This window comes from Candidatus Flexifilum breve (assembly GCF_016713355.1).
The window spans coordinates 294,078-306,454 of sequence record NZ_JADJPI010000004.1 but is presented as its reverse complement, the minus strand read 5'-3'; the positions used below and the strand labels follow the sequence as shown (position 1 = coordinate 306,454).

10 protein-coding genes are annotated in these 12,377 nt (G+C 61.2%); all 10 read right to left on the bottom strand.

From position 1 onward, the window contains the following. Positions 1-25: 25 nt before the first annotated feature. Positions 26-1,966 (bottom strand): hydantoinase/oxoprolinase family protein, encoded by a 1,941-nt coding sequence (locus IPK17_RS02180; RefSeq protein WP_343416031.1) that lies wholly within the window; start codon positions 1,964-1,966, stop codon positions 26-28. Between the two features lie 19 nt (positions 1,967-1,985). After that, complete coding sequence (locus tag IPK17_RS02175; protein WP_343416030.1) at positions 1,986-3,416, bottom strand: vWA domain-containing protein; 1,431 nt, start codon at positions 3,414-3,416, stop codon at positions 1,986-1,988. Positions 3,417-3,469: 53 nt separating this feature from the next. Next, positions 3,470-4,108: a hypothetical protein gene (locus IPK17_RS02170; RefSeq protein ID WP_343416029.1), complete on the bottom strand. Its 639-nt coding sequence runs from the start codon at positions 4,106-4,108 to the stop codon at positions 3,470-3,472. Then, positions 4,108-5,544 (bottom strand): AAA family ATPase, encoded by a 1,437-nt coding sequence (locus IPK17_RS02165; RefSeq protein ID WP_343416028.1) that lies wholly within the window; start codon positions 5,542-5,544, stop codon positions 4,108-4,110. Before IPK17_RS02165 ends, IPK17_RS02170 begins: the two co-directional genes overlap by 1 nt. A gap of 60 nt (positions 5,545-5,604) precedes the next feature. Then, entirely contained in the window at positions 5,605-7,251 is a 1,647-nt protein-coding gene (locus tag IPK17_RS02160) for a M23 family metallopeptidase (RefSeq protein WP_343416027.1), read from the bottom strand. A gap of 73 nt (positions 7,252-7,324) precedes the next feature. Next, positions 7,325-7,918: a Uma2 family endonuclease gene (locus IPK17_RS02155; RefSeq protein WP_343416026.1), complete on the bottom strand. Its 594-nt coding sequence runs from the start codon at positions 7,916-7,918 to the stop codon at positions 7,325-7,327. Between the two features lie 22 nt (positions 7,919-7,940). Next, positions 7,941-8,594 carry a uracil-DNA glycosylase gene (locus IPK17_RS02150; protein WP_343416025.1) on the bottom strand — a complete coding sequence of 218 codons (654 nt, stop codon included), beginning with the start codon at positions 8,592-8,594 and terminating at the stop codon, positions 7,941-7,943. 64 nt (positions 8,595-8,658) lie between these two features. Next, positions 8,659-9,405 (bottom strand): ABC transporter ATP-binding protein, encoded by a 747-nt coding sequence (locus tag IPK17_RS02145; protein WP_343416024.1) that lies wholly within the window; start codon positions 9,403-9,405, stop codon positions 8,659-8,661. Beyond that, complete coding sequence (locus tag IPK17_RS02140; RefSeq protein WP_343416023.1) at positions 9,384-10,499, bottom strand: ABC transporter transmembrane domain-containing protein; 1,116 nt, start codon at positions 10,497-10,499, stop codon at positions 9,384-9,386. The genes IPK17_RS02145 and IPK17_RS02140 overlap by 22 nt, the downstream gene beginning before the upstream one ends. Before the next feature lie 21 nt (positions 10,500-10,520). Next, positions 10,521-12,314, bottom strand: coding sequence for an ABC transporter ATP-binding protein (locus IPK17_RS02135; RefSeq protein ID WP_343416022.1), 1,794 nt, complete (start codon positions 12,312-12,314; stop codon positions 10,521-10,523). Positions 12,315-12,377: the final 63 nt, after the last annotated feature.

The window sequence follows — 12,377 nt, the reverse complement described above, 5'->3', positions numbered from 1 at the left end:
GCCTCTGTGCAGGGATGGCGCACCGTCAAAAGATCTTTTCCAGGATGAGATTGTAATAGGTGTCGACTTCCGCGGCCCAGCCGACCGGGACGAACGTCGTGCTGTCGGGCTGCACCACCACCGCCGCGCCGACAAAGCGGGCGCCGGGGTGCAATTGCGCGCGGTCATAAAGCGTCACCTCTTTGGTGCCGCCGACCGTTTGCACCGTCGCATCGGTGACGGGTTCGTGCGGGAAGGTGGGTTTGTCCACCAGGCCAATCGCCTGCACGCGGGCAGTCACCGCTTCGACCTCCCGGTCGCGCAGGGCGTAACCGTAGCGTTCGGCGTGCGCCTCGTGGAACAGGTTCACATAGTTGATGTGATAGGGCACGGTCAATTCATAGGCTTGGCCGACATAGCGCACATCGATCTGCGGCGAAAAGACCATCTTGTCCGCCGTGAAGCCTTCCGCTTCGAGATCATGATGCGCCTGCCGCAGCAGGTGATCGAAAACTACCATCGTGTTCATCGTCGATTGGCCGAGCACCGACTTGCTGTAGTCGATGGTCACATCGGCGACGAGCAGGCCGAGCGCGCACAGTACGCCGGGATGCCGGGGAATGATCACTCGCGGGATGCCCAAGCCTTCGGCGACCCGGCAGGCGTGCAGACCGCCGGCCCCACCAAAGGCGAACAGCGAAAAGCGCCGCGGATCGTAACCGCGAGCAATCGACACGCGGCGAATAGCGCGGTCGATATTGGTATTGGCGAGGCGGATGATGCCCGCCGCCGCGTCATTGACCGAGAGATTCATCGCTTTAGCCAAGTGGGCTAAGGCTTGCTGGGCAGCCTCGATGTCGAGCGGCATTGAGCCGCCGAGGAAGTAGCGGCTCACCAGCCGTCCCAGAACCGCGTTGGCGTCGCTCACGGTCACTTCGCGTCCGCCGCGCCCGTAGACGATCGGGCCGGGGTCCGCTCCGGCGCTCTCCGGGCCAACGTGCAGCACACCGCCGCTGTCCAGCCGGGCGATGGAACCGCCGCCCGCGCCAACCGTCTCGATGTCGATGACGCGCGTGCGCAGTGGCAGACCATCGATCTCCGAGTCGGCGCGGCGAATGGGGATGCCGGGGCAGAGCGCGACATCGGTCGAGGTGCCGCCCATATCCAGCGTGATGATGTCCGTGTAACCTGCCAGCGATGCAAGGTGAAACGCGCCAATCACGCCCGCGGCGGGGCCGCTCAATGCGGTCAGAATCGCCTGTTTGCTGGCTGTGCGCGCGCTGATCACCCCGCCATCCGACTTCATCACGCTGAGCGTGTTGGGCGGGAGCGCGCGTTCCAATTCGCTAAGGTAGCGGCTCATCACCGGGCGCACATAGGCTTCAAGCGCGGCGGTGCTGGTGCGTTCGTACTCGCGGAATTCGGGCAGCACGTCCGACGAGAGCGCGATCTGGTCTTCGGTCATCTGTCCGCGCGCGATGATCCGGGCACGAATCTGCTGCTCGTGGATGGGATTCACGTAGCTGTAGAGCAGCGAAACGGCGACGGCTTCCACACCAAGCGCTGCGATAGCATCCAGCGCCTGATCAAGCGCGTCGAGATCGAGCGGCGTGAGAATCGTGCCCGTGTGATCGAGCCGTTCGGGCACTTCAAAGGTGTGTTCGATCAGCGGCGGGGCAATGTGCGGATGCAGGTCGTACAGAACCGGGCGATTCTGCCGTCCGATGAGCAGCAGATCCGGAAACCCGGCCGTCGTGATCAGGGCGCAGCGCGCGCCCTTGCGTTCGAGGATCGCATTGGTCGCCACGGTCGAGCCGTGCCCGATGCGCTGAAAGGCTGTCAGATCGCCACCCATCTGCCGCAGTCCGTCAAGCATGGCCTGCGCGGGCTTGCCGGGTGTGCTCAGTAGTTTATGAATTTTGAGCGACTGGCCGTCACTCAGGACCAGATCAGTAAAGGTTCCGCCAATGTCCACGCCGATGATCATAGTGTGCGGGCCGCTTTCGTTATCGTATTAGCGGTAGTATGGTAATCGAACGCGCGACGCCCTGCAATTCCTGAGTGTAGGCCGATTCGCCGGGGAGGACGGCATAGAGCTTCAAACCGCTGGCGCGCACCTGGCGCAGCAGGTCAGGCTGCGCTGCGCCGACGTAGCCATCCGTCAGAATCAACACCTTTTTGAGCGCAGGCTTGGCAGCCAGCGCGTGTGTCAGAATGCAGTTGATGTCGGTGCCCTGCGTGGTGCGAATCTGGGCGCGGCGGAGCTGCGGCAAGGGCAGCGGTTCGACACGCGTTGAAAACTGGAACACGAGCGCCTGACCGTGCGCCACATAGGGCAGCAGCAAGCCCAGCAAATGCGGCAGCAGTTGATTCATCGAGCCGGACACGTCAAGGTAGACGTAGGCGCGGCTCGGCGTTTCGGGCACGCGCGCTTTGACCATTCCCGGCTGATTCCAGAGTACACCCTGTACGCCAAGCTGCTGGCGGGCAGAGGCCAGGCGGTCGCGGGCGTTCGGCATCACGTTCAAGCCGGATATTCCCGGAATCGGCGTGCGGGAGCGGCGTAACTGCCGACCATGGCGCACGCCGAGACAGCGTTGGAGTACGTGTACAAAGGCGCGCCGAGCGTCTTCGCTGCTCTCGCCGAGTGCGTTCTGCAACTCGCTGAGATCTGACCCTTCGCCGCGCTTATTCACGGCAAACGGCGGCGGCGGCCACTTTTCGGTCACGCGGCGCAGGACATCGCGCACAAACGGGTCTTCGAGGGCACGGCGATCGTTTTCCGGCGCGTCGTGGTCGCCAATCAGCATGGGCTCGACGATCATTTCGCCTTTGGCGATCTTGTCTTTGATCCATTCTTTGAGCAGGTTGAGGATCTCCTCGTAGAGCGGTGCCGACCAGCGCGAACGGTTATTGGGCGGGTACAGCCGTTCGATGATCTGGCGCGCGCCGGGTGGCGCATCTTTGGCATCGATGTACTGCGGGTTCGCCGGCCAGCCTTCCGGCGGGCGCAGCAGACAGCCGGGGAACTCATCTGCCTTGTTGATCGCCTCGAAGAAACCACGGTATTCTGGCGCTTCGAACTGCCGCGCCAGTCCGGCGTTGATGATGGCGTCAAAGGCGATGTTGTTGGCCAGTGTCGCGCGCGGGTACAGCCGCGTGTGCGCGAGGATCACGTGCCACAGCTCATGCATGACCAGCAGGAACAGATGCTCGTCGCGGGCACAGTACTGCCCGACGAAATCCGGATTGAGCAGCAGGCGCGGGCGGAACGTACACTCGACCGCTGCCGAGGGAATCTCGCGGCTGGCCTTGATCCCGGCGAGGCGGCACAGCGTTTCCATCTCGAAGGTCGCGGCGGGCAGACATGCCACCAACCGCGCGATGAGCTCGCTGCTCTCCGTCGCCTTGTTCACCGTCACTCGGTTCGCACTCATCGTTACCCTTTCTGCTCGCGTGTGGTCTGTCTATATGACAGGCGCGGTAGTGGTCACTCCTCTTCGTCGAATTCCTCGTCTTGGGGTTCGATGAGATGTTCGACCGAAAACGCGCGGCTTTGCGCAATCTCGGCCATACGTTGATCGTCGCAGACCAGCGAGCGCGTCAGGAAAGGGCGGTCCAGTGCCAGCGGCGCGGTCGCCAGCAGCAGCGCTGTGCGCGCGCGCCCCAGCACATTCAACGTGAGCAGCGGGTCGCGCACGAGGGTGTACATCGGCGGCACTTTGATGGCGAGCAGCCGGGCGTTCATCGCCTGCCGGATTTCGTCGCGCCAGTTGTAGACCATGAACGCACCATGCAGTTCGCAGCGCAGCCAATCTTCGTCCAGACGCTCCCGTAGCTCGGCAGCAAAAGCCTTGTCGCCGTGGAGCAGCGTCAAGAACGCCTCGACGGGTGGAGCATCTGCCGGAAGATCAAACAGCTTGGCCAACCCATCGGCGATGGCGGCCAGCTCAAACGAGATGAGCGTATCGGTCAGCGGCAGAATCTCCCACATGGCTTTGGCGCCGAAGCGCGAGCCGAGCGAACCCAGCGGATTCGGCGGCACTGGTCGCGGAATCTGACCGGGGGCAGGTGGGGTCGGGGTCGGTTGCCCAGAAGGTTTCGGCGGAAAACTGGGAAGTTTCGACATTATTCCATCGCCTCGTCAATGTTGAAGAGGTTGAGGTCGGCGCGGAATTGCTCTAGCGCGTCTTTCCAATCGACGCGCATCCACAATTCCGGGAAGCCGCTCAACACATAATTCCGTTCCAAACGCATACGTATATTCACACAATCTTCCAGCGCGGGCAGCCAGTGATTGATCTCGTTCCAGATGTCCGTCATCGCGCCCGCCCGCAGTGGGGTCGACAGAGCGCGCGGCTCCAGAACGCGGGTGGCGAGCTGCGCCAGCGGTTCCCACGCGGAGGCGGAGAGATCGCGCCGCTTCTGGAAGGCGATGAAGATCGCCGCTGCCAGCCCCGTGCGCCGTGCATCCGATGTTTCCGCACCAATCGCCTGCGTGATCAGCCGCGAAATGTCGCTGTCCGCGAGATCCAGTTGATCGGCGAGCACGATGCGCCGCGCGGGGTCGAGTTCTTCGAGCACCTGCCGCCATGCATCATCTTCCGACAAGCTGCTGATCTCCCACGCCTGACGGTGAATCGCGATCAGCTTCGTGCGCGAGGGCGGTACTTCGCTGGCATTCTGCGGCAGCCCGAATGTGAGCGCCAGTTCCGCGCTGTATTCGAGTTCGGCGTTGTCCCCTTCGAGAATCATGCGCGCGGCATGAATGGCGACTAACGAGCGCGCCAGCATATAGGCGCGGCGGGGGCTTTGCCCCAACTGCGCCTGCTCCAGCAGGTCGACCACGCTTACCACGTAATCGATCAACCAGTCGCGGAGTTCTTCTTCCAGCGTTTCGATCAGCGCGGCACACTGCACCACCTGATCGCCCAATGCTGCTACCTCCAGTTCGCTATGTTCCACACGCTGCCAGCGCGTCACCAGCCGCCGCCGATTTTCCTTGCTCAACTGCTTCCAGTTGGGCACGGGCACGACAAACGGGAAGCGATCCACCAGCGCGGGGTCGAGCGGTTCCGAGCCGAGATAGTACTCACCTGTGCTCGTATCCGGGTCGTCCGGCGCGGGCGGGTTCATCGCCGCCCAACGGTGGCGTAAACGCCCTAAACGAATGCCCGCAATGCGGCGTTCGTGCACAATCGGGAACATCTTGTTCTGCAAATCCGGTCGACAGCGCGAAATTTCGTCAAAGAAGACGAACTCCGCATCCCAGATCGCGCCCGGTGTGCTGACAAATTGGAGCTGATTGGTGCCGACCTCGGGCAGCGGAATGCCGACCAGATCGTCATAGTTGATCAGCGAGGCGTTATAGTGGCGCATTGAGAGCGAGAGCGCCCCGGCAATCTTTTCGACCAACAGCGATTTCGCTGTTCCGTGAGGGCCAATCAGCAAGAGAGGGGATTCGGTGGCGAGGGCGGCGAGGAGGATAGGGTCGAGATGATCCCATCCTTGGATCCCCAGCGATTCCGTTATGCCGCTAGGCGTGATTCGCGCATGTTCACTCATCACATTATTCCATTCACAGCATCTGCTGTATCCAGCGCGCGTCTGCTGTTCTGAGCCGTATTATACAGGTAGCAGCTCGATCAGTCCCAGTGTACGATCGAGCGCGTTCAGGAACACGATCCGCGTTCCGTCCGGTGACACCGACCAATCGCCATTCGCGACGAGAAACGGATCGGTCACAAAGCTGCGGTTCGCGCCGCTCGCCAAGTCATAGTACGACAGCGTATGATAGGCGGCGTCGGGTGTATAGGGCAGGTAAAACACGCTGTCCGCATCGCGCCAGCGCCACGCGCCGAAAAACGGCATCCGTTCGGCCTGCGCGCCGCTCTGCGTGCGCAGGCTGTATATCCCGCTCGCCGCGTCATCGTACACCAGATAGAACATGAGTCGTTCGCCGCCGGGACCGATGCTCAAACCGCGGAGCCAAGCCCACGCGCCGAGCACCGTGTCGCTGCCGCTGGTTGTATCCAGCACGCACAGCGTCGTCGTGATCGTTTCGCGCCGCGTGATCAGCAAGCGTGACTCGTCCAGCCACTGCGCGCTGATGTCCGGTTCCGCCAGTACCATCCGCCGATTCGCTCCGTCCGCGTCACTGATCCAGATTTCGACCGGGGCGTCCGGGTTTGCCGGCTCGCGGACGAGCTGCCACATCAGCAATCGATTGTCCGTACTGAAGGCAGGCAGCGTGTCTTCGGTTTCAACCGTCCACTCCAGATTATCAGTCAACCGTCGAATCGCAATCAGCCCATTCACGCGCGCGACCTGATGCGTGCCATCCGGTGATGTGAGCGGTGGCGGCGCTTGCCCGATCAGGTTGAACACGCCGCTGTCGGTCGCGCTGAACTCGAAGATGGCCGCGCGCTGACTCGCCGCGCCATCAATGACGAACAGGCGCGTCGGGTCGAGCGGATTCCACCACGCTCCTGCGCAGCAGCCGTCATAGCCAAAGCGCCGAATCGAAAAGGTCGCATTCTCGGGTAGCGGGGCAGGAGCGACCGCCAGCGGCGGATTAACCGGCGGCAGACCTTCATCCCAATCGGGATAGGTAGCGGCATAGGCGTTGAGCGCGCGTCCGCCGAACTGCACAGGTGGCTGATCGTCGATGCTCATCCACTGGCGTGCGTTGTCCAAGTCCTGTTGGAACAGCGGATAGCGGAAGCCGCCGAGCGACGTCAGCATGTGCCAATTGGCGTTGATGTAGTCGACCGGATTGTAGGTCGTGAAGTAGTCGAGCGAGCGAATTTCGAGATGCAGGTGCGGACGCGAGTCACACGTCACGTCCGGGTCGCCTGATAAACCGACGACCTGCCCCTGCGTCACCCGGTCGCCGGGGTTGAGCGCCGGACGTTGGAGCAAGTGCCCATACAGCGCGATCACACCCGCGTCGGCGTGGCGGATGAGGAGATTGTGCGGCCCGGAACCGAAGCCGAGATCATCCACAAAGGCGACTTCACCATCGGCCATCGCCACTAAGGCGGTGCCACATTCCATCGAGAAATCGAGGCCAAAGTGGAGCCGCTGACCCGCTTCATACCAGTCCGCGCCGCGCAAATAGGCGCCGATGGTGTTGCCGTACGGCTGTCCGAGCAGCCACGTCGACGCGCCGGGTGGGTCTTGCATCGGCAGGATGAACGGCTTGCTGGAGGTCTGGGCCTGTAAGGGAATCGTCGTGAGCAGCAGAACGACGAGGAAGAGTTTGCGCAGCATGTAAATCCTGAAAAATGTAAACATCTTTTCAGTTATAGCATGCTTGTCTGAGAATGGGGTGAAGTTCAGCCGTCTACGCCTCAGAGTTTGGGGGTTTTAGTTCTAAAGTCAACTTAACGTAGATGTCCAGCATGCTGAGTGTGCCTTGAATTGCCGGAAGTTCGATTACACCGTCCAGTCCATCGACTTCCGAGATCACCCACGTTGTATCCCCTGTGCGGCTATACTGCTCTACATGGGCGCTGTCCTCCGCGATGAGGATATAGTGCATCAGTGACGCGATGGCCCGATAGTTCTTCAACTTCGCCGTCCGATCATAGGTTTCCGTCGAAGGGGACAGAACTTCAATGATCACGGTCGGATTAAGCAGTGTGTCGAAGGCCCGATCTTCAAACTGGGGTTCCGGGCAGACGACAACCGCATCGGGATAGGTATAGTGGCGGCTGTTGACCTTGACCCGCATATCGCTCGTATAGATCTCACAAGTTCGACCTTTCAACTGACTGCCAAGGGATATAGCGAGATTGACTACAATCTGATTATGTTTTCGGCTGGCGCCGGTCATGTCGTAGATTTCGCCGTTGAGGAAGTCGTGTTTGACCTCGCTGGCGCGTTCAAAGGTGAGATATTCTTCTGGCGTCCAGACGTGTTTTGGCAGTGCCGACATCACCAACCCTCTCGGATAACCTCTACCTCATTATAGCCGCAAATGCCTCTGTCAATCCGCGCACGAAGTCGTTTTTACCGCCTTGCGCCGGATGGCGTACCTTGACGGCCGTGATCCCCAGCCGCTTAAGCGCCTCTTCGCCCACGTTACCCACCGCGATGAACGTCGTCACCGGGTACAGCGCGATCAGGCCGCGCAGCAAGGGCAGACCGAGATCGGTCTCTGGTCGGCGCGGCTTGCGATTCGTCAGCGGTTCGCCGAGCAGATGCGGGTGATAGGGATACGCCGCCCAGATCAGCGGGGTTTGGCGCAGCGCTGCCAGCGTGCCCCAAACTGCCGTCGAACTCTGCTCGCCTTGAATACGCTCAAAACCCGGCTCTGGCGCATCCTGATAACCGTTCTCCACACCGAACAGCCCCAGTTCCGGCACACCATTCAGCACCACGCGTCGACTCCCGAACGGAATGCCCGTTAGTCGTGAGCCGCGATACCCCGGCGCTTCGCCGACCAGCATGACCGTCGGCTGACGTTCGTTCATCTGCGCGAGGTAGCGCCGTAAATTCGCCCGGCGGATGTCGTTATTGGGATTGCCATAGGCGAACTGGTTGGTCGCATCGGCCGGGGTTTCGGCACGAGCGAGACGATCCAACCACTGTTCGAAGGGGGAGTTGCTCATAATGGGGTTGCCTCTAGAAAACAGGTCGGGGCGCACATTGATGCGCCCCGAGAGTGTACCCGCTTTACACTGATCCGAGCCGTTCCATCTCACTCGTTTCGGTGATGTGCTTGGCGTTCTCAATGTAGCTCAGCGACTGGTGGCGGAAGTAGGTGTTGTACAGTTCCGCGTAGTGACCGTGCTGTGCGAGCAGTTCGTCGTGTGTGCCTTGCTCGGTGATCTTGCCCTTGCTCAGCACGATAATGCGATCTGCGTTCTTGATCGTCGACAGGCGGTGCGCGATGACAATCGACGTGCGGTTGTCCAGCACGACGTCGAGCCCTTCCTGAATGAGCGCCTCAGTCATCGGGTCGACGCTGGCCGTCGCTTCGTCGAGAATGAAGATCGACGGGTTCTGCAGCAGCACGCGCGCCATGGCGACCAACTGCCGCTGTCCCATCGACAGGCTCGCGCCGCGTTCGCCGACCGGAGTTTCGAGCCCCGCCGGGAGACTGTTGAGCCAGTCACCGTTGCCGATCTGCTTGGAGACCTGTTCGATCTCGGCGTTAGTTGCGCCCGCGCGTCCATAACGAATGTTCTCGCGCACCGTTCCGTCGAACAGGAAGGGCGTCTGTGTGACGATGCCCAAGCGGCTGTGATAGTCGCTCAAATCGAGCGAGCGAATGTCCACGCCGTCGATGAGGATGTGCCCGCCCTGAAACTCGTAGAAGCGCCCGACCAGCTTGCCGATGCTCGACTTGCCCGCGCCCGTGTGCCCGACCAGCGCCAGCGTTTCGCCGGGGCGGATGGTCAGCGAGAAGTCGTCGAGCACGGTTTCCTTCTCGTTGTAGCGGAAGTCGACGTGATCAAACGTGATTTCTCCGCGATCTGGCCGAGCTTCTTGCTATCCGTCTGCACGACCTTCGCTTCGGCATCCAGGAGCGCGAACACACGCTCGGCGGCGGCCAGCCCCAACTGGAACTGGCTCCAGAATGAAGCGATGCTCGTCAGCGGGAACCAGAACAGCGCCAGCCCTTGAATGAACAGGTACCAGTCGCCGGCGGAGAGCGTACCGCCTTTGACGTTCTGCCCGCCGAAGTAGACCAGCGCGACCGTGCCGATCCCGGCGATGATGTTCAGGATCGGGAAGATGCCGCTGAACACAAACCCGGTGCGGATGTTGATCTGGTACGATTGCGAATTGATGTCGAGAAACTCTTTATAGATCGTGTCCTCGCGGCGGAAGGTCTTTGCCACGCTGATGCCGCTGACCGTCTCCTGAATGTGCGACGAGACGACCGCGCGGATGCGCCGGGACTGGGTGATCGTGCTGCGCGCGATCTTGCGGAACTGGAGCGCGACGAAGACGACAAGCGGCGCGATGGCCAGCAAGAGCAGCGTCAACTGCACGTCAATCAGAAATAAGTAGCCGATCAGCAGCACGACGAGCAGCAGCTGGCTCATCAGGTCGAGGGTGAGCGATACGACGTTTGAGAAGGCCTGCGTGTCGGACGTCACGCGGCTGACAATCTTCCCCGAAGTGTACTGGTCGTAGAAGGAGAGATCGCGCTTGAGCACCGCGTCGAATGCATCTTCGCGAACTTTGAGCACCACGCTGCCGATCACATCGGCGGAGAGCCAGCGCCGCAGCAGGTTGAATACGAACCCCGAGCACGCCAGCACCGTGATGATCACGATGAACGGCACGAGGTTGGTGTTGGCGTCCACTTGCAGTTGATCGATGCCGCGTGAGATCAGAATCGGCAGACCGGTTTCCACGAGCGCCGCAACGACAATCGCCACTGCCACGACGACCATCTTCCGGACGTGCGGGCGGAAGTAGGCCACGATGCGGCGTACCAGGTCGTTATCGCGATACTTGCGGTCGTAAGCCTCGGCGTCAAGGCCATCCATAATGAAGCCCATAGGTGAGTTTCTCCCTTCGCCTTAGGCGGGAACTACGGTAGTTTCGAGCGGCGGCAGTTCGACGTCGTAGCGCGCGAAGATGCGGCGATAGTCGGTCGAGCGGCGCAGCAGTTCTTCGTGCGTGCCACTGGCGACGACCTTGCCGTGATCCACCACGAGGATATGATTCGCCCAACGGATCTGCGACAGACGGTGCGTGATGAGCAGCGTTGTGCGGCCCTGCTGCGCGCGGCGGATCGCCTTCTGGATCTCGTCTTCGGTCGCGCTGTCAATCGCGCTCGTCGAGTCGTCGAGGATGAGGATGCGCGGGTTGCTCAGGAAAGCGCGGGCGAGGGCAATGCGCTGGCGCTGACCGCCGGAGAGCGTCACGCCGCGTTCGCCGACGTCCGTGTGGTAACCCTGAGCGAATGACTTGATGAAGTCGTGCGCCTGCGCTTCTTTTGCCGCCTGTTCGATTTGCTCCTGCGTCGCGTCAGGTACGCCAAAGCCGATGTTCTCCGCCAGCGAACGCGAGAACAGGAACACATCCTGCTCGATCTTTGAGATCTGCGAACGTAAGCTGGTCAGGTTCCACTCGCGCACATCCACCCCATCAATGAGGATGCGCCCCTGGGTGGCGTCGTACGTGCGGTTGATCAGCTCGGTGAGCGTCGACTTGCCAGAGCCGGTCTGCCCGACGATGGCGACGGTTTCGCCCGGCTTCACATGGAAGGATACGTTCTCCAGCACCAAGCCGTCTTCATAGCCGAACGACACATTCTCGAAGACGATTTCGCCTTTGATCCCGCCCGTATGCCCGCCGAGATTCTCGTCCAGTTCCGTCTCTGCTTTGATGATGTTCAGGATGCGGTCAGCGCTGGCCACGCCGATTTGCAGCAGCGTGAACGCGAACAGCGAGACGAACGTCGGGAAGCGCAGCAGATTGAACAGGCCGACCCAAGCGATGATGTCGGCGATCTGGATGCGCCCGAGACTGTACAGGTAGGTCGCGTGCAGGAAGCCCAAGCCGAAGGCGATCCCGTAGAGGAGCAGCGGCAGGTAGCGCGCTTCGATCCACCCCTGCCGCACGAAGAAGCCGCGGAACAGCCGGGCGTTGCGGCGGAACTTGCGCCGTTCGAATGGTTCACGCGCGGTCGCTTTAACGATTTCGATGCCGGAGATCGTCTCTTCGGCGACGGCATTCATCTTGGCGAACTGTTCGCGCTGACGGTACGCGACCGGGTTGAGCTGACGCGAATAGATGCGCGTCGCAATCACATAGCTGAGGATGAACAGGAGCGGCACCAGCAGCAGGTCAACGCTGATCGAGGCGATGAAGATCGTCGGGATGGTGAAGCCGAGCACGATATCCGCGATGAACAGAATGCCGGGGTTGATCATCATGTTCAACTGCTGCATATCGTCGGTCGCCATCGCCATGATGTCGCCGGTGCGCTGACGGTCATGGAATGTCTGGCTCTTGCCGAGCAGACTCACGTAGAGTTCGTGGCGCGCACTGTACTCCAACCGCTGCGCCAGAACTTCCAGCGCCAGTGCCTGAATCAAACCGGTGATGCCGCTGATTACGAACACGGCCAGCGTGATGAGTGAGATTGTCAGCAGCGCGTCGGTGGTGGTGGGATTGATGATCTCTTCGGCGGCTTGCCCGATCATCACCTGCCCCTGTGAATACAGGAAGTAGCTGATGAAGCTGAAGATGAGCGTGCCGGCGACGAACACCCGGTGCTGCCAGAGGTGAGAGAGGATCCAGCGGATGGCGCTCTTGTGGTTGTAACGGGGTAAACCTTGGACGGTAAACTCGCTGTGCGTGGACAAACGTCACTCCTTTCGGTTGGCGTAAGCCTATATGCGCGAAATCGGCGGTGTGTGAAGACAAAA

Bases quoted from the DNA above. Each gene is read 5' to 3' on its own strand.
- IPK17_RS02180 (WP_343416031.1), bottom strand. From the start codon at position 1,966: ATGATCATCGGCGTGGACATTGGCGGAACCTTTACTGATCTGGTCCTG.
- IPK17_RS02175 (WP_343416030.1), bottom strand. From the start codon at position 3,416: ATGAGTGCGAACCGAGTGACGGTGAACAAGGCGACGGAGAGCAGCGAG.
- IPK17_RS02170 (WP_343416029.1), bottom strand. From the start codon at position 4,108: ATGTCGAAACTTCCCAGTTTTCCGCCGAAACCTTCTGGGCAACCGACC.
- IPK17_RS02165 (WP_343416028.1), bottom strand. From the start codon at position 5,544: ATGAGTGAACATGCGCGAATCACGCCTAGCGGCATAACGGAATCGCTG.
- IPK17_RS02160 (WP_343416027.1), bottom strand. From the start codon at position 7,251: ATGCTGCGCAAACTCTTCCTCGTCGTTCTGCTGCTCACGACGATTCCC.
- IPK17_RS02155 (WP_343416026.1), bottom strand. From the start codon at position 7,918: ATGTCGGCACTGCCAAAACACGTCTGGACGCCAGAAGAATATCTCACC.
- IPK17_RS02150 (WP_343416025.1), bottom strand. From the start codon at position 8,594: ATGAGCAACTCCCCCTTCGAACAGTGGTTGGATCGTCTCGCTCGTGCC.
- IPK17_RS02140 (WP_343416023.1), bottom strand. From the start codon at position 10,499: ATGGGCTTCATTATGGATGGCCTTGACGCCGAGGCTTACGACCGCAAG.